This window comes from Vibrio sp. SSH13-20, from assembly GCF_040104475.1.
Taxonomy (GTDB): domain Bacteria; phylum Pseudomonadota; class Gammaproteobacteria; order Enterobacterales; family Vibrionaceae; genus Vibrio; species Vibrio harveyi.
The window spans coordinates 52,595-70,921 of the sequence record NZ_JBECOU010000002.1; the positions used below are offsets into that span (position 1 = coordinate 52,595).

14 protein-coding genes are annotated in these 18,327 nt (G+C 45.6%); 7 read left to right on the plus strand and 7 right to left on the minus strand.

Features of this window, described 5'->3' with window-relative positions; translation table 11 throughout:
• Positions 1 to 250: 250 nt before the first annotated feature.
• The 4 genes from ABMY42_RS05525 to ABMY42_RS05540 all read left to right on the plus strand — a co-directional run bounded on the left by ABMY42_RS05525 (position 251) and on the right by ABMY42_RS05540 (position 4,913).
• Positions 251 to 1,921: a SulP family inorganic anion transporter gene (locus ABMY42_RS05525; RefSeq protein WP_005446275.1), complete on the plus strand. Its 1,671-nt coding sequence runs from the start codon at positions 251 to 253 to the stop codon at positions 1,919 to 1,921.
• Positions 1,922 to 2,154: 233 nt separating this feature from the next.
• Positions 2,155 to 3,072, plus strand: coding sequence for an ABC transporter ATP-binding protein (locus ABMY42_RS05530; protein WP_005446278.1), 918 nt, complete (start codon positions 2,155 to 2,157; stop codon positions 3,070 to 3,072).
• Positions 3,072 to 3,842, plus strand: a complete 771-nt coding sequence (locus ABMY42_RS05535) for an ABC transporter permease (RefSeq protein ID WP_005446280.1) — start codon at positions 3,072 to 3,074, stop codon at positions 3,840 to 3,842. The genes ABMY42_RS05530 and ABMY42_RS05535 overlap by 1 nt, the downstream gene beginning before the upstream one ends.
• 141 nt (positions 3,843 to 3,983) lie before the next feature.
• A complete protein-coding gene (locus ABMY42_RS05540) occupies positions 3,984 to 4,913 on the plus strand; it encodes a Kdo(2)-lipid IV(A) acyltransferase (RefSeq protein WP_349266112.1) in 930 nt (309 codons plus the stop codon).
• A gap of 63 nt (positions 4,914 to 4,976) precedes the next feature.
• On the opposite strand, the gene panC is transcribed toward ABMY42_RS05540, so the two are convergent.
• The 7 genes from panC to sfsA all read right to left on the minus strand — a co-directional run bounded on the left by panC (position 4,977) and on the right by sfsA (position 10,938).
• Complete coding sequence (gene panC, locus ABMY42_RS05545) at positions 4,977 to 5,879, minus strand: pantoate--beta-alanine ligase (RefSeq protein ID WP_029790348.1); 903 nt, start codon at positions 5,877 to 5,879, stop codon at positions 4,977 to 4,979.
• An 11-nt stretch (positions 5,880 to 5,890) separates the two neighbouring features.
• On the minus strand, positions 5,891 to 6,685 hold the full coding sequence (gene panB / locus ABMY42_RS05550; RefSeq protein ID WP_017189142.1) for a 3-methyl-2-oxobutanoate hydroxymethyltransferase: 795 nt from the start codon (positions 6,683 to 6,685) through the stop codon (positions 5,891 to 5,893).
• 24 nt (positions 6,686 to 6,709) lie between these two features.
• A complete protein-coding gene (folK, locus tag ABMY42_RS05555; protein ID WP_005446287.1) occupies positions 6,710 to 7,195 on the minus strand; it encodes a 2-amino-4-hydroxy-6-hydroxymethyldihydropteridine diphosphokinase in 486 nt (161 codons plus the stop codon).
• On the minus strand, positions 7,192 to 8,559 hold the full coding sequence (gene pcnB / locus ABMY42_RS05560; RefSeq protein ID WP_005446289.1) for a polynucleotide adenylyltransferase PcnB: 1,368 nt from the start codon (positions 8,557 to 8,559) through the stop codon (positions 7,192 to 7,194). The genes folK and pcnB overlap by 4 nt, the downstream gene beginning before the upstream one ends.
• Before the next feature lie 81 nt (positions 8,560 to 8,640).
• Positions 8,641 to 9,525, minus strand: coding sequence for a tRNA glutamyl-Q(34) synthetase GluQRS (gene gluQRS / locus ABMY42_RS05565; RefSeq protein WP_005446291.1), 885 nt, complete (start codon positions 9,523 to 9,525; stop codon positions 8,641 to 8,643).
• A gap of 113 nt (positions 9,526 to 9,638) precedes the next feature.
• Positions 9,639 to 10,085 (minus strand): RNA polymerase-binding protein DksA, encoded by a 447-nt coding sequence (gene dksA, locus ABMY42_RS05570; protein ID WP_005439389.1) that lies wholly within the window; start codon positions 10,083 to 10,085, stop codon positions 9,639 to 9,641.
• 136 nt (positions 10,086 to 10,221) lie between these two features.
• The gene (sfsA, locus tag ABMY42_RS05575; RefSeq protein ID WP_005446293.1) at positions 10,222 to 10,938 is read right to left on the minus strand and encodes a DNA/RNA nuclease SfsA; all 717 of its coding nucleotides are present in this window, start codon (positions 10,936 to 10,938) and stop codon (positions 10,222 to 10,224) included.
• A 66-nt stretch (positions 10,939 to 11,004) separates the two neighbouring features.
• Here sfsA and hrpB point away from each other — a divergent pair, with 66 nt between their 5' ends.
• The 3 genes from hrpB to ABMY42_RS05590 all read left to right on the plus strand — a co-directional run bounded on the left by hrpB (position 11,005) and on the right by ABMY42_RS05590 (position 18,259).
• Positions 11,005 to 13,473, plus strand: coding sequence for an ATP-dependent helicase HrpB (gene hrpB / locus ABMY42_RS05580; protein ID WP_349266113.1), 2,469 nt, complete (start codon positions 11,005 to 11,007; stop codon positions 13,471 to 13,473).
• Complete coding sequence (gene mrcB, locus ABMY42_RS05585; protein WP_349266114.1) at positions 13,466 to 15,853, plus strand: penicillin-binding protein 1B; 2,388 nt, start codon at positions 13,466 to 13,468, stop codon at positions 15,851 to 15,853. Before hrpB ends, mrcB begins: the two co-directional genes overlap by 8 nt.
• An 87-nt stretch (positions 15,854 to 15,940) precedes the next feature.
• Positions 15,941 to 18,259: a patatin-like phospholipase family protein gene (locus tag ABMY42_RS05590; protein WP_038897991.1), complete on the plus strand. Its 2,319-nt coding sequence runs from the start codon at positions 15,941 to 15,943 to the stop codon at positions 18,257 to 18,259.
• The last annotated feature ends 68 nt before the right edge of the window (positions 18,260 to 18,327 follow it).

Here is an 18,327-nt window from a genome sequence, read left to right on the forward strand (position 1 = left end):
AACCACTCACCAGTGCTTATAAAGCGATCAGCGCTGTAACTATACACAATGTTACAATTTCGATCCCGTTAAATATTCATTCAAGATGACTCATCTGACTAGTTCTCGCTGTGAAAATCATAAAATATGCAGACATCATTCAGTATGCGAATAAGCCTAGCGAATTCGTGGTTTTATTGTGTTTTTTTCTTTGACGAAATATTTGTTAGATTGATGGCATTTTGTCTTTTTAATGCAGGGAGCAAATTCAATGTTCGGTAGTCGCTTTAAGGATATCAACTTGAAAGGGGATCTGTTTGGTGGCGTCACCACGGCCATTATTTCACTTCCTCTTGCGTTAGCCTTTGGTGTCGCATCTGGCGCTGGCGCAGAAGCAGGTTTATGGGGTGCGATCATGGTGGGGCTTTTCGCGTCACTGTTTGGTGGTTCCAACACTCTGATTTCTGAGCCTACCGGTCCTATGACAGTGATCATGACCGCCGTGTTGACTAGCATGATGGCGAAGTACCCAGAGACGGGAATGGCAATGACATTCACCGTTGTGATGATGGCCGGGGCGTTTCAAATTGTGCTTGGTACATTGAAACTCGGTAAATACGTGACACTCATGCCTTATAGTGTCATCTCGGGATTCATGTCAGGGATTGGCGTGATTCTGATTATCTTGCAGTTGTCGCCTTTACTCGGTCATGCTGCACCTTCTGGTGGGGTTATAGGCACATTATCGGCATTGCCTGATACCATTTCTAACCTGAAGTTTAGCGAGTTGTTTTTGGGCTTGCTGACATTAGGCATCTTATTCTTCTTTCCGAAGCAGTATCGTAAGTACGTACCCGCCCAACTTGTCGCGCTAGTAGCGGTTACGTTGTTATCGGTGATTTTGTTTGATGCAGAAGACATTCGTCGAATTGGTGAAATCCCCGCAGGCTTACCTTCTTTGGTCGTGCCACATATCGATCCTGCGATGTTCACCGAGATGGTCATTGATGCATTAGTTCTGGGTACGTTGGGTTGTATTGATACGTTATTAACCGCGGTAATCGGTGATTCATTAACACGTAAAGAGCATGACTCAGACAAGGAGCTACGTGGTCAAGGCTTGGCAAACATGATTTCTGGTTTGTTTGGCGCTTTACCAGGTGCTGGTGCCACAATGGGTACAGTAACCAATATCCAAGTAGGGGCTCGTTCCCCTTTGTCTGGTGTTATTCGTGCGCTGATTCTCGCGCTGGTGGTGTTGGTTGCAAGTGGCTTGACCGAACCTATCCCGATGGCTGTGCTGGCGGGTATTGCAGTGTATGTTGGCTTCAATATTCTTGATTGGAGTTTTATCCAACGTGCTCATAAGGTGAGCTTCCCAGGTATGGCGGTTATGTATGGCGTCATGCTGCTGACGGTCTTTGTTGATTTGATTGTTGCTGTGGGGTTAGGGGTATTTATTTCTAATATCATCATCATTGAGCGTTTGAGTCGTGAGCAAGCACGCCAAGTTAAGGCTATCAGTGATGCCGATGAAGATGATGTTCCGCTTACGGACAGTGAACGAGGACTGCTTGATCGAGCCAATGGTAAAGTCTTGTTCTTCTACTTGTCTGGACCAATGATCTTCAGTGTTTCGAAAGCCATTTCTCGTCAACACTCCAGTATTTCGGATTACGAAGTGATGATCCTCGATCTGACTGATGTGCCGATGATTGATGTTACGGTAGGCTTAGCGCTTGAGAATGCGATCAAAGATGCGTTGGATGCGGAGTGTGAAGTTTACTTGCTGTGTCCAAACCAACGCACACGTGAGCAATTAGAGAAGTTCCACGTGATTGATTTAGTCCCTGATCAGAACACTTACAAGTTCCGTTATGAGGCATTGAATGCTGCGATAAAGCATGTAGAAACAGATGAGCATCAAATGCTAACAATGTAATCTTGTTTTGTTTTTTAAAAGCGCTGCCAAAGTTGTTTGGCGGCGCTTTTTAGTATACAGAATCGGGGATTTATAGTTATTTCTAATTTTATAGAAAGGTTTATTTGTATTCATCGTTATTCAACGATAAACTAATTCAACTTCAGTGCAATACCGCTTTGACCGCTGAGTCATATCAACTCTCTATCGGTATTGGCATTCACGATTCATCAACAGATGGCAATTATTACGCAATGTACGCATTAGAAATTGAACAGCTTCGCAAGACCTATGCGGGCGGATTTGAAGCGTTGAAGGGTATTAGCCTAACAGTAGAAAAAGGTGACTTCTACGCGCTTCTAGGACCAAATGGTGCAGGTAAATCGACTACGATTGGCATTATCTCTTCTTTGGTAAACAAAACCTCAGGTACGACCAAGGTCTTTGGTTACGACATTGATACGCATCTTGAATTAGCAAAGCAAAACCTAGGTTTGGTGCCACAAGAATTCAACTTCAACCAATTTGAGACGGTTGAACAGATTGTGATGCAGCAAGCAGGCTATTATGGCGTGTCAAAGATTCAGGCGAAAGAACGTGCCGAGAAGTATCTGACAAAGCTCGATTTGTGGGAAAAACGCAAAGAGCGCGCGCGTAATCTATCTGGTGGAATGAAGCGTCGTCTTATGATTGCTCGCGCTTTAATGCATGAACCACAGTTGTTGATCCTTGATGAACCAACCGCTGGTGTCGATATCGAATTGCGTCGCTCGATGTGGGATTTCTTAAAAGAGATTAACCAAGAGCAGGGTATTACTATCATTCTAACGACTCACTATCTTGAAGAAGCAGAAATGTTGTGTCGCAATATCGGCATCATCAACAAAGGTGAGCTTATTGAGAATACGACGATGAAAGCGCTGCTTGGTAAGCTTCGTGTTGAAACCTTCATTCTCGATGTTGAGTTTGACGGTGAGATGCCAGAGCTTAAAGGGGTGAATAGTCAGGTTATGATAAATGGCTCGCTAGAAATTGAACTGGATAAGAGCCAGGGGTTGAACTCAGTATTCAGTCAGCTTTCCGAACATGGCGTAAAAGTTCTGTCTATGCGTAACAAAGCGAACCGCTTGGAAGAGTTGTTTGTCAGCATCGTTCGCGGAGGTAACCAATAATGTACAAGTTATATTGGACGGCTTTTTGCAGCCTGCTCACCAAAGAAATCAATCGCTTTACTCGTATTTGGGTACAAACGCTAGTTCCGCCAGCGATTACAATGACGCTGTACTTCATCATTTTTGGTAGTTTGATTGGCTCTCGTATTGGCGACATGAACGGTTTTAGTTACATGGAGTACATTGTGCCTGGTTTGATCATGATGTCGGTGATCACCAACTCGTATTCCAATGTGGCCTCATCGTTCTTTAGCTCGAAATTTCAGCGCAATATTGAAGAGCTTCTGGTTGCACCGGTACCAAACTACGTGATCATCCTCGGTTTTGTCATGGGAGGCGTTGTGCGTGGTTTATTGGTGGGAACTATTGTGACGTTTGTGTCTCTGTTTTTTGTGGATCTGCAAGTAGACCACTGGGGCATCATTATCGCGACGGTATTTATGACATCAGTTGTGTTCTCACTAGGTGGCTTAATCAACGCAGTTTATGCAAGAACGTTTGACGATATCTCTATAATCCCGACGTTTGTATTGACACCTCTGACCTACTTAGGTGGCGTGTTCTACTCTATCAGCCTGTTGCCTGAGTTCTGGCAAGGTGTGTCGAAGCTGAACCCTATCGTCTACATGGTGAACGCATTCCGTTACGGTTTCCTCGGGGTTTCTGATGTTGGCATTGTGACGTCATTTAGCGTGCTGACGGTATTCGTTGTTGCGCTTTATGCCGTGGCACATTACCTCGTGACCAAAGGAATTGGCTTGAGAAGCTAACATAAACAGATGTTGAAAGAGCAGCGATGAGAGCTGCTCTTTCTTTATGCATTTCTATACATTCCCATACAATTTTTCGACTTTTTACATGCTAGGTTTTACTCATTTCTGTAAATGCATTTGTTGTAAATGAGTCAAGCCATGAATACCGTTCCGTCCCCACCTTTCTCCTTGAAATTGCTTCTCCCTAAATACTGGTCTGTCTGGTTTGCATTTGGCTTGCTCGCGTTTGTTGTTAATGCGCTACCGTATCCGCTGCTGCGAGCACTGGGAAGAGGTATTGGCTCCCTTGCAATGCTGCCAATGAAGCGCCGCCGGAAAATTGCTAAGCGTAATCTCAAGCTCTGCTTCCCTGAATATAATGAACAACAGTGTGAGGAGTTGGTGAAGGCAAACTTTAAATACACCGGCATGGCACTGATTGAAACGGGCATGGCTTGGTTTTGGCCCGATTGGCGGGTAAAACGTTTGGTGACGGTGGTTGGTAAAGAGCGCATTCTTGAACAAGAAAGAAATGGACGTGGTGTGCTGGTGATATGCAGCCACCATCTTAACTTAGAGATGACGGCGCGTATTTTTAGCCAATTTGCGAAAGGGTACGGTGTGTATCGCCCGAACTCAAACCCTGCTTATGAGTTTATTCAGCATCGTGGTCGAACGCGCTGTGGGCATCAAATGATAGACCGAAAAGACGTAAAGTCGATGCTTAAAGTTCTGAAAAATGGTCAACGGCTGTGGTACCTACCAGATCACGATTATGGGGTGAACAATTCGGTATTTGCTCCTTTCTTTGCTGTTGAACAGGCGGCAAGTACGGTGGGCTCGAGTGTATTAATTGATGCAACCAAGTGTGCGGTGATGTCCGGAGTGACGGTCATGAACGATAACCGATATACGCTTTACATTGGTGAGGATCTGAGTGGGCAGTTTGAACGACGAAATCCAGTTAAAGCCGCGAGTATTTTGAATCAAGAGATTGAAGGGATGATAAAACGAGATATTCCCGCGTGGATGTGGTTGCACAAGCGATTTAAGACTCGCCCTGAAGGACTTCAATGCGTCTATTCATAAATCTCATTACTAGATACAAAAAAGGTCGGCTTAGTGCCGACCTTTTTTATTTAAGATTTAGATTTACTCTGCGCTTGCTGAGCTTTCTTCGCTTGATTCATCTTCTTTGGTTTCTACTGCCATATCAACCGTTTGGTTGTCGATTAGGCGGGCTTTACCTAAGAATGCTGACATCAATATTACCGCTTGGGTTGTCTCTGCAGTGATTGCTTGAAGTGTACGAGCATCACGGATGAAGATTTCATCTGGTTGAAGACCTGCTGCACGAAGCTGATCGCTTGCGTCTTCAATCACTGATGCGTAATCATCACGACCGCCACGTATTGCGCTGCTGATCCAACGCATTGTACGAGCTAGCACTGGTGCACGTTGACGCTCATCAATCGTCAAAAGACCATTGCGTGAGCTCATTGCAAGGCCGTCCATCTCACGTACTGTTGGTACGCCAATAATCTCGATGTCCATTGCCAAGTCTTCAACCATCTTGCGAATCACGGCAAGTTGTTGGAAGTCTTTTTCACCAAAGCACGCAACATCAGGTTGAACGATGTTGAAAAGCTTGTTTACGATGGTAGTAACGCCACGGAAATGACCTGGGCGAGAAGCACCTTCAAGAATGGTAGATAGACCAGGAACATCAACAAACGTTTGTTTATCCAAGCCTTCTGGGTAGATGATTTCAGGTGTTGGTGTGAACACGATTTCTACGCCTTCACCACCTAGCTTGCTCAAATCTTCTTCTAGAGTTCGAGGGTAGTTGTTTAAATCGTCTGCACGGTCAAACTGCATCGGGTTTACAAAGATGCTTACAACAACGACATCCGCGTATTCGCGAGCTTTACGAACAAGTGTTAAGTGACCTTCATGGAGGTTGCCCATAGTTGGAACAAACGCCACTTTACGACCTTCACGCTTAAAGGTTTTTACTTGTTCACGAATCGCTGAGATTTCCGCAAAAGTTTGCATGCATTTATCCTCTAGGCAATGGTATGAGCTTCGTCTGGGAATGCACCGCTTTCAACATCAGCCATATATTGAGCCACAGCTTTGCGCATATCGCCTGTTTCAGCAAGGAAGTTTTTCGAGAATTTTGGCATGTAGTTCGCCGAAATTCCAAACATATCGTGCATTACAAGAATTTGACCATCTGTCACATTGCCTGCACCAATACCAATTACTGGAACATCAAGAACTTGCGTAATACGAGCCGCTAATTCAGCAGGAACACACTCTAGTAAAACAATTTGAGCACCAGCTTCTTGCAGTGCCAGTGCGTCTTTTACCATACGATCGGCTTTTTCTTGATCGCGGCCTTGCACCTTGTAACCACCAAAGATATTGACTGATTGAGGGGTTAGACCAAGGTGAGCACATACTGGTACAGCACGTTCAGTTAGCATCTTAACGGTATCAACTAACCAGTCGCCGCCCTCGATTTTTACCATATTTGCACCAGCACGCATTAGCGTTGCTGCGTTCTCACACGCTTGCTCTGGCGTAGCGTAGCTCATGAATGGCATATCAGCCATCAATAGACAGTTTGGGCTGCCTGCGCGTACACAGCGGGTGTGATAAGCGATATCTTCAACAGTAACGGGTAACGTGTCTGATTTACCTTGCAGAACCATACCTAGAGAGTCACCTACCAATAAAACAGGCATGTCTTGGCTTTCAAAAAGTTGGGCAAAGCTCGCATCGTATGCAGTTGAAGTAGCAAATTTACGACCTTCTTGCTTCCACTTAATCAGGTCGTTAATGGTCATTTTTTTCATTGTTTTTTCCTCACTAGGAGTTGGCTATGACTGCCAAATGCTGAGGCCGTTACGATCTACTTGCTCAAGTAGTGACGATACCTCGGTCCCGTCTGGGAGTTGTAAACTTGGTGCAATTTCCGCAAGAGGGTAGAGTACGAACTCGCGCTCTCTCATTCCATAGTGTGGAACTGTCAGTCTTTCGGAATCAATCACCTCATTGCCGTAAAGAATCATATCGAGATCCAAGGTTCTTGGTCCCCAACGTTCATCTTTACGGACACGCCCTTGTTCTTGCTCAATCGCTTGGGTGCAATCGAGTAGCTCAAGAGGCGTCAAATTGGTTTTTATCGCCACAACCGCATTGATGTAATCCGGTTGGTTTTGTGGCCCCATCGGCGTACTGCTGTAGAGCGAAGAGGCTTGCACAAACTCAGAGTTTGGGATTGATTTTAGAGCCTCAATCGCTTGTTTCGCTTGGCTGACGGGATCAGCCAAGTTACTGCCTACCGCAATGTATGCTGTGATCATGATTTTGGCTTACTCTTTTTCTTGCGATAGGTTTTGCGGCGGCGTTGACCGGTTTTAGGTGCTTGGCTATCAAGGTCACCTGCCATTGCTTGGCGCATTTCTCGGCCTGCATTTTGGAAAGTTTCCCACCACTTGGCAAGCTTCTGAGTCTCGCCACCCTCAATTTCACCGCGCATTTCAAGAAAATCAAAGCCAGCTCTAAATTTGTTGAGCTCCATTAGGCGGAATGCACGCTTACCATTACGTCGAGGAAGACGTAATTGCAGTTGCCAAATTTCACGGATAGTGGCGGTATGACGGCGTGGAATAGCAATCGTACGAACTTGGTCATCAAGAATGATGTTGCTCGCTTCCATGATGGCATCGTAATGGCACAGATTACGCTGTTCCATTAACTTATCTGCCATCGCACATAGCGGGTACCACAGCATTGCAGCAAACATGAATGCTGGGTTAATGCGCTTGCCTTCTTCAATACGCATGTCGGTTGAATCAAGCACTAAATCGAGCATTTGCTCGGTGTGAGATTCGTATTCTTCCGTGAAGTGCTCAGCAATTGCTGGGAACAACTGTTGGAATAGGTTGTACTCACGCAGGAGGTGATAGGTCTCTAGACCATGACCTGATTGAAGCAGCTTTAACGATTCTTCGAACAGGCGCGCAGATGGGATGTCGCGTAGTAGCGTTGACATCTCTTCAATTGGTGCGGCGGTGTCTTCTTCGATGTCGAAGTCGAGTTTCACGGCAAAGCGAATCGCACGCAGCATACGTACAGGGTCTTCGCGATAGCGGGTTTCTGGATCACCGATCAGGCGAACAAGGCGGTCTTCTAGGTCTTCAATACCACGCGCGTAGTCGTGAATTGAGTAGTCTGCGATGTTGTAGTACATCGAGTTAATCGTGAAGTCACGGCGCTCTGCATCTTCATCAATCGTGCCGTAAACATTGTCACGAAGCAGCATGCCTTCTTTAGACTGCTGTGAAACGTTCTTGTTTTTTTGCTCTTGGTGGTGACCGCGGAAAGTCGCAACTTCGATGATGTCACGTCCAAACATAATGTGGGCGAGACGGAAGCGACGACCAATCAAACGGCAGTTTCTAAACAGTTGCTTGATTTGTTCTGGAGTCGCGTTGGTTGCGATATCAAAGTCTTTTGGTTTCTGTCCAAGCAGTAAGTCTCGAACCCCGCCACCCACAAGAAAAGCATCGAAACCGGCACCGTTTAGTCGGTATAGCACCTTCAGTGCATTGTCACTGATCTGCTTACGCGAAATGTTGTGCTCTTCACGAGTAATTACATTGAGAGCGAGTTCTGGGATCATGGCAGATTCGCTTGTTGTATAGTCGTTTGTATTCATGTGCATCTGGCAATAACTGGGTTTAATCCAATCTTGCTTTGGTTAGTTTTTTACGCCTCTAGGGCCAATTTTGCGGCTAATAATAGCCTACGCAGTGCCGTTTGAGAATCTCGGTGTGATCTCGATCTCTGCTGGAAGCTGCTCTAAACACCAATTTTTACATCCCCAACGCAGTATTTCATCTACATTAGCGGCTTGAATGGCTTCTGGAATATGGAAGCCTAAAAACGTCATGGCGTGCAGCAGAGCAGGCTTCGGATTATCGACATCAATCGCTGTCGCATGATTTTGTTTCGACAGCTTGTTGCCATTAGTATCCATCGCTAATGGCAAATGTAAGTAGCTAACTTCTGGTTTTCCAAGGATTTGGTACAAGCTGATTTGACGACCTGTAGGTTCAATTAAATCGGCTCCACGGACGACTTCAGTCACCCCTTGGTCAATGTCATCTAATACTACCGCAAGATTATAGGCAAATAATCCATCTCGACGTTTAATAATGAAATCTTCATTTACTAACGCAGGAGGCATGGTCATCAAGCCATGCTTCTGATCGAGAAAATTAGCGATGGGCTTGGTCATTTTTAGGCGAATCGCGCCTTCTTTCAAGCCTTTGTCGCGACAAGTGCCGGGATAATAACCACCATGCTCTTTGATTTGCTTGCGCGTGCATTGGCAATAGTAAGCGTCACCATTCTCTAACCAAGTATCAATTTGCGTCTGATAAAGGTCGTGACGGTCACTTTGATAGACCACTTCGCCATCCCAATGCAGTTGATATGCTTTTAGCGCATTTAATATAGCCTCAGCCGCTCCTGGCATCTCTCTTGGTGGATCAAGGTCTTCAATACGAACGAGCCAAGTACCCTGGTTAGCTTTCGCTTGGAAATAGCTGCCCAATGCAGCAACGAGGGAACCAAAATGTAATGGACCAGAAGGGGATGGGGCGAATCGACCTACATAGCGTGTCATGCGTATATCTCGAAATTATACGGGTATAAAAAGCGACAAACTCGACGTTGCGAAGTTAGCTAAAACAAAAAGGGAGCCTGAGCTCCCTTTCAATAATCATAATGCCAGATTGATTAACCTTGCATCTGTTTCTCTTTGATCTCTGCAAGTGTTTTACAGTCAATACAAAGGTCTGCAGTTGGACGCGCTTCTAGGCGACGAACGCCGATCTCTACGCCACAAGATTCACAGAAGCCAAAGTCGTCTTCAGTGATTTTATCTAGAGTCTTTTCGATCTTCTTGATCAGACGACGCTCACGGTCACGGTTACGCAGTTCTAAGCTGAACTCTTCCTCTTGAGAAGCACGGTCAACTGGATCTGGGAAGTTTGCTGCTTCGTCCTGCATGTGGTGTACAGTGCGATCGACTTCTTCCCTGAGCTGATTACGCCAAGCTGTTAAGATCTTTGTAAAGTGTTCAACCTGCTCTGGTGACATGTATTCTTCACCAGGCTTTTCCTGATATGGCTCCACACCGGCAATGGCTAGGATGCCTATCGTTTTCTTCTTTGATTCTGGCATACAGCATCTCCTACTTACACCTAGTCAACTGCTTTGCAGTCAATTTAAGGCGGGTATCTATAGCAAAAAGAGGCGGTGCAGGCAATTACTGAATTGCAAACTTATCATCATTGTGAAGATGACATCATTTTTTCTCTTAATTGATAAATTCAATCGCCGAGATTAGTTTGATTTCAGTGTTGCTTAACTCAGCTTTATAGCAGAGAACTTCCACTCCAGCGTCTTGTGCTTGTTTTAGTAACGTTGAATATTTCGCGTCTATATGGTGCGCCGCGGATACTTTTTCAATACCTGAATGTAAAACAGTGAATAAAAGTATGGCTCTACTTCCATTTTGTGCCATTTCTGTGAGCTCTCTCAGGTGCTTTTGCCCTCTGGTAGTCACGGCATCAGGGAAATAACCTTGTCCTGATGAGCTTTCTTCATCAAGTAGGGTGACGCTCTTCACTTCTATATAACACTTTGATTTGTCGCTTGCGCTGAGCAAGATATCAATTCGGCTATTTTCATTGCCATATTTCACCTCAGTTTGAAGTTGGTCATATCCCAACAATTCTGAAATGACATTATTTTCAATTGCTTCTACGGCTAATTGGTTTGCGCGAGCGGTATTAATGCAGATCCGATGCCCTTGTGCGGTTTCACTGAGTTCCCAGCTGTTCGGATATTTGCGCTTTGGGTTATCGGAAGTGGAGTACCAAACTTTGTTGCCCGGAGTGGCACAGCCTGTCATTGCGCCAGTGTTCGCACAGTGAATTGTTCGAATCTCACCGTTATCCAGTTCGATATCGGCAAGAAAGCGTTTGTAGCGTTTGAGCAGAGTCGCTGACTCTAGAGCGGGTTCGAATTGCATTTGCTTATTTAGCCAAGAGTGTTTTTATGTACAATGTTGCCAACATTACACCACAGGGTATTTCCTTTGTCACAATTGCCGATTGAAGCCGTGATGCCACAATTACTTACGGCGGTCAAAAATCAACATCAAGTGATCCTCAAAGCCGCACCAGGTGCTGGTAAATCCACGTACTTCCCACTGCAACTTCTACAAAAACAATCTGTGACAGGCAAAATCGTGATGCTGGAGCCTCGACGTCTGGCGGCGCGTAATATCGCTCGTTATCTCGCGCAGCAGTTAGGTGAACAAGTTGGAGAACGTGTTGGGTACCGAGTTCGTGGTGAAACGAAGGTGAGTAAAAACACGCAACTTGAAATTGTGACTGAAGGGATCATGACCCGTATGATCCAAAGTGACCCTGAATTAAACGGCATCGATTTACTGATCTTTGATGAATTTCATGAGCGCAGCATTCACGCAGACACCGCGTTGGCTTTCAGTTTAGAGGTTCAAGAGGCATTACGAGATGATTTAAAGCTTGTTGTGATGTCGGCAACGCTCGATCAAGGTGCGTTGCAAACCTTGCTGCCAGAGGCGGCATATATAGAGTCTCAAGGTCGCAGTTTTGAGGTAGAGACTCGTTACTTGCCGCTAGGAGTCAACGATCACCTACCGACATCAATGGCAAAAACAATAGAAAGTTTAATTCAGAAAGAGTCTGGTTCTTTGCTTGCTTTTCTTCCGGGTGTTGGTGCCATCAAGCAAGTGCAAGAGCGTTTAGTGCACCTACCTGATAACGTAGAAGTGTGTCCGTTATACGGTCAACTTAGCTTTGCCGAGCAGCAAAAAGCCATCGCTCCTGCTTCTGGAGATAAACGCAAAGTCGTGCTCGCGACTAACATTGCCGAAACTTCTTTGACCATTGAAGGTATTCGACTAGTTGTTGATTCTGGATTAGAGCGTGTGGCGCGTTTTGATTTGAAGAATGGGCTTACGCGATTAGAGCAAGTACGAGTGGCACAATCGTCTGCGATTCAACGTTCTGGTCGTGCAGGGCGTATTGAAGAGGGGATTTGCGTTCGCCTTTACTCTGAAAGCCAATTTAAGCAGCAACCACAAGTGCCACAGCCAGAAATACTGCACTCAGACTTAGCGAGCCTAGTGATGGAGTTAGCCTTTTGGGGAGCGGGAGATATTTCCGAGCTCAAATGGCTCAACACTCCTTCGGCGGCATCTCTTGCTCAAGCTAAGCAGTTGTTAATTGTGTTAGGGCTGCTTTCTGAGCAAGGCCAACTGACTCCTGAGGGCAAAATTGCTCATGAGCTTGGTGTAGAACCTCGCTCGGCAGCTATGCTAATTCAAGCACAGCAACATGACGTAAAAATGCTAAACACTGCACTGGCTGCGGTCGCTCTTATTGAAGAGCCAGAGCGTAATATCACGAATATCGCACACAGCTTACATCGTTGGGTAAGTGGAACACATTCGAAAAAATCGATATTGCATAAGCGATCTCAAACCGTCGCCCTTAAACTGGATACGATGTTCAGTCTATCAGAGGTTGATGAGCGAGCACTGCCGTTAGTATTAAGCCTTGCATTTCCTGATCGTGTCGCGCAGCAACGTTCGAATCAACATGGGCGTTTTACATTGTCCAACGGACATGGTGCTGAGTGCCGACCAGAAGAAACTTTAGGCGATTGTGATTACTTAATCGCGATTGATTTAATGCGATCGCATTCCAACTCTAGTCAAATTAATCTGGCTTGTGAACTAGATATCAATGAGTTAGAAGAAGTGTTTGAGCATCTCTTTACAACAGATGATGTGGTTGATTGGGATGAGAAAAAAGGTCGATTGATGGCTGAGCGTCAAGTTAAGCTTGGGCGTTTGATTATCAAGCGGGATGCCTTGCCAAGCCCAGGCAAAGAAAAAATGACACAAGCTTTACTCACCTATGTCCGCCGTCAGGGCTTACAAAGTCTAAACTGGACACCAGCAGCGGAGAATTTACTAGAACGTATTCGCTGTGCAGTGGAATGGTTACCAGAGCAGGCTTGGCCAAGTTTTGATGACGTTGATTTGCTGGCGAGCTTAGAAGAGTGGTTAGAGCCATACATGAGTACGGTTGCCTCAGTGAAAGACTTGGCGAAGGTAAATTTAGTGGAAGCATTAAATGCTCGATTGGGATGGCCGTTGAATCAGCATATTGATGAGTGGTTGCCTGAAGAGTACCGCCTGCCAACTGGTTCGAAAAAGCGAATTCGTTATCAGTGTGGTCATGAGCCTGTGCTTTCTGTCCGTATGCAAGAGGTGTTTGGTGAAAGTACTTCACCAACTGTGGCACAGGGACGTAAGCGCCTGGTGCTTGAATTACTCTCTCCAGCACAACGCCCTCTTCAGGTGACGACAGATCTCGCCGCATTCTGGGTGGGAAGCTACAAAGAAGTACAGAAAGAAATGAAAGGTCGTTACCCTAAGCACGTTTGGCCTGACGATCCAGCGACGCATGTAGCGACAACCAAAACAAAAAGACAATTGAACAATGACTGATACTAAAAAGCCCGGTGCAAAGCGAGCGCCAGCCAAGAAGACCGCGTCAAGTAAAACGACGACTAAGAAAAGTGGCGCAAAACGCCCAAGAAAATCACCAGCGAAAAAAACAAACAATGGTAAACGTTCTTGGCTTAAAGTCATTTGGTCGTTCAGTTGGAAAGCCGGCGTTGCCTTGGCTGCGGTGTTATTGTTTGTCGGTATTTACCTAGATAGTGTGGTTAAAGATCGCTTTGATGGTCAGTTGTTTGATCTGCCTACGGTGGTTTATGCCCGCATTCTCAATTTAAGTCCGGGACAGAACATTACGATTAAAGAGATGCGTAATGAACTCGATGTGCTGAACTACCGTAAAGTCAGCCAGCCTCGTTACCCAGGTGAGTATTCATCTTCTTCAACGCGTATTGAACTGATTCGTCGTCCGTTTGAATTTGCTGACGGGCCAGAGCCTGATCGTCATGTGATGTTGCATTTCTCAAGCAGCGGCTTACAACGTATTCAATCTTTAGAGTCGAAAGGTGATCTTGGCTACTTACGCATTGAACCTAAGATGTTGGGAATGCTGGAAAAAGACCAAAATGAGCAACGTTTGTTCTTACGCCGCGATCAATTCCCGGAGATCTTAGTTGATGCATTATTAGCGACGGAAGATCGCGACTTTTATCAACACGATGGTGTATCACCACTTGCCATTGCACGTGCTTTAGTGGCGAACATCAAAGCGGGTCGTACCGTACAAGGCGGCAGTACGCTAACTCAACAGTTGGCGAAAAACTTGTTCCTGACTCGTGATAAAACCTTGTGGCGTAAGGTACGTGAAGCGTATATCGCATTAATTCTCGATTATCGTTACAGCAAAGACCGTATTCTGGAAGCTTACCTCAACGAGGTATATTTGGGTCAGAGCGGTGGTGATGCGATTCATGGTTTCGCTTTGGCATCACGCTATTACTTCGGTCAGCCTATCCAAGAGCTACGTATCGATCAGCTTGCAATGCTAGTGGGAATGGTAAAAGGACCATCTTACTACAACCCTATTCGCTACCCAGAACGTACTAAGACGCGTCGTGACTTAGTACTGCGTCTACTGATGCAACAAGACATGCTGACTGCGCAGCAATACGAACAAGCGGTGAGTCGTCCACTTGATACACAAAGCAAGCCACGTATCGCTAGTCGACAGCCTGCGTATTTCCAACAACTGAATATCGAACTGAAAGAGAAGGTGGGTGACAACTTCAAAGCAGAAACCGGATTACGCCTATTTACCTCTCTTGATCCTGTATCGCAAAGTAAACTCGAAAAAGCCATTGCGAAGAAAGTCCCTGAACTGGCAAAACGTGCGGGTAAGGAGCTTGAAGCGGCTGCTGTTGCCGTGGATCGTCATAGCGGTGAAATTCGCGCAATGGTTGGCGGTAAACGTGTCGGGTATGAAGGCTTTAACCGTGCACTGAATGCCAGTCGTCCAATTGGGTCATTGGTTAAACCTGCTATCTATCTGACGGCATTGGAGCAACCTGAAAAATACAACCTTGGGACAACGCTTCATGATACGCCTCTGAGTTTGAAGGGGAGCAAAGGCTCCATTTGGTCGCCACGCAACTTTGACCGTAAGTTTCGTGGTGATGTTCCGTTGTATTTAGCCTTGGCAAAATCATTGAATGTACCAACCGTTCGTTTGGGGATGCAGCTTGGTATCCCAGAGGTGTCTAATACCTTAGAACGCCTTGGTGTTGATAAGAATGAAATTCGCCCTGTGCCATCCATGTTCTTGGGCTCATTTTCATTAACACCGTTTGAAGTAGCGCAAATGTATCAAACGCTAACTAACTCAGGTAAGCGTGCCAAGCTGTCGGCGCTGCGTTCGGTTGTCGATATGGACGGCAATGTGCTTTATCAATCTCTCCCTCGGTCAGCTCCAGCAGTAGATGAACAAGCGGCTTGGTTAACGACCTATGCTATGAAGCAAGGTGTCGCACAAGGGACAGGACGATTCCTACAAAGTCAGTTTGCTTGGGCAGCACTAGCAGGAAAAACGGGTACGAGTAACGACAGTCGTGACAGTTGGTTTGTGGGTATTGATGGGCGTGAAGTTACCACGATTTGGCTTGGGCGCGATGATAATAAGTCTACCAAGTTGACAGGTTCAAGCGGTGCATTGCGTGTCTACGCGGAATACTTGAAACAGCGTATTCCTGAAAGGTTGGAGCTACCTTGGCCAAAAGAGGTGACGACACTTGGCTTCCAAAAAGCAGCGAACGGCGCGTTAGAAATCAATTGTCGTAGTGAGTACAAATTGCCAGTGTGGGACAAAACTGGGCAAATCAAACAACAATGCGAGAAAAAGTCGAACTGGTTGAATAATTTATTTGATTGGTAAGACCATCAAAAACACCATCACTGACTTGTGCAGTTGTTCAATTCTTAGTACAAGTAGGTGTTAAATATTCAATAAAGGAAGAAGTGAATGTTCAAAAAGTCGATCTCAAGCTCATGGTTGCGTTTTATTGCACTGTGGGTCTGCTCCTTTTTGATTGCCACTCCTTCCTTTGCCAAACACATCAGTGATGATCATCCTCGCCCTAAAATTGCCGTCGTGCTTGCTGGTGGTGGTGCAAAAGGTGCCGCCCATATCGGGGTTTTGAAGGCGCTTGAAGAGATGCATATTCCGGTTGATATCATTACCGGCACTAGCATGGGCGCTTATGTCGGTGGTTTATATGCGACTGGCATGAGCGCGGATGAAATTGAAAGCTTTATCTACAGTGTGGATTGGAACAGCGGCTATCGAGACCGTGTTGACCGCAGCCAACGTCGCGTCCGCGACAAAGAATATGAAGACCGTTATCAAATCACGACAGATCTAGGCTTAAGGTTTGGTGAAGTTCGTTCACCGACTGGTGTCGTTCAAGGGCAGAATATGCTTCGTATTTTGCGTGAAACGACAGGTAACCTTGGTCGTTTTGACTCTTTCGATGACCTTGCTATCCCATACCGCTCAGTCGCCACTGACATTGTTGAATTGGAAGAAGTGGTGCTTGATAACGGCTATCTTGTTGATGCAATGATGGCAAGTATGTCTGTTCCAGGCGCACTCCCTCCTTATGAACTAAATGGTCATATGCTGGTGGATGGCGGTGTGGTCAATAACATGCCCGTAGATGTCGCTCGTGCTATGGGGGCCGACATCGTTATTGCGGTGGATATCAGTACTGACTACAAAAGCAAAGAAGACTTTACCGGTTTGTTTACCGTTGCTGATCAGCTTTCTAACTATCTTGTTCGTCGTAGTACCCAAGAGCAAGCCGAAACACTAAGCGGAGATGATGTTTATATTCGTCCTAATGTAGGGCAAATGGAGACGGTTGAGTTCAATAAAATGCCCGATGCGTTTCAGGCTGGTTATGAGATCACCAAGAGTCTTGAGTCCAAATTGAAAGGCTTGAGTGTGTCGAATGCCGAGTACCAAAAGTACATTGAGCACAAGCAAGATGCGCGTAAAAATCTGGAATATGGTGATCAGCGCGTGGTTGATCAGATTGTATTGGTGAACAATACGCACTATAGCGATGTGTTGCTGACTAACCGTCTAGAGCTTGATACTGGGCGACCATTAAAAACAGACGAAATCGAAAAAGCGGTCGAAAACCTTTATGCGCTGGATCGCTTTGAATTGATCACTTACCACTTCGAAGAGATCGATGACGTTAATCTATTGGTCTTTGAGGTAAACGAAAAGTCATGGGGACCGAACTACCTCAATTTTCGCTTCTTCCTAGAAGATGACTTTAACACTGACAGCCAGTACGGAATCGGCGTGTCAGCAAACTTCACCAATCTGAACTCTCACGGTGCGGAACTGACTCTAAATGTTGATATGGGCACTGATAAACTGATTGAAGCGGAGTTGTACTCTCCAGTGCTTTCGAGTCAGGAATTGTTTGTTTCTGGAAAACTCAATTACAACACTGAAAACCGGAACTTACCTCTCGATGACGAGTTTGAAAATCCGGATATCGGCTCAGTTTACGATTACCTACCATTTTCTTACACCGAGTTTATTACTGAGCTAGCAGCGGGTGTGCAACCAACCTTGTGGCAAGAGTTCCGAGTTGGTGGTCGTTATACCAAAGGGACGATAGAAGCCTCCACCATTCAGTCTGCGGGCAATTTAGATTACGAGCGACTGGGGTTATTTGCCAACTATCGCTTAGATACACTGGATGATTTTGCATTTCCGACTCGTGGCATGCTGATTGACTTGGACTACCTTGTTTCTCACGACAAAACTCCAGAAGGTCTCCGAGGTGAAAACGCAAAAAACAGTATTGAAGATACGGTTTATGAAATTACCGCTCGTTTTAAGGGGGCGGTGACTCACAGTCGTCATACTTTAGTCGGTCAAGCGGAATACAGCTTTGTTGAGAGTAAAAACTCTTTTGTACCTTTGGACCCTAGAGAGCTAGGTGGTTTCTTAAATTTGTCTGGTATCCCTCGTAACAGTCTGATTGGACAAAACTTATTCTATACCAGTTTGGTGTATCGTTATAAATGGATGGATAACGATTTTGGGCTGTTTGAAGCGCCAGTTTACCTTGGTGCATCCCTTGAACATGGTGGTGTTTGGTCGGATAACGATCTCAAGCTGAATGAGGCACCGCTGTACAATGCCGCATCAATTTTCTTTGGTGTTGATTCGCCAATAGGACCCGTTATGTTGGCATACGGTCGTACAGAGCAGAATTTAGATGCTGTGTACTTGATCGTTGGAACATCATTTAAATAACCGGGAATAGGACAGCAAAATCTCCGCATATTTAGCCGAAATTCACAGGACTTTAGTCGTAAGTTGCT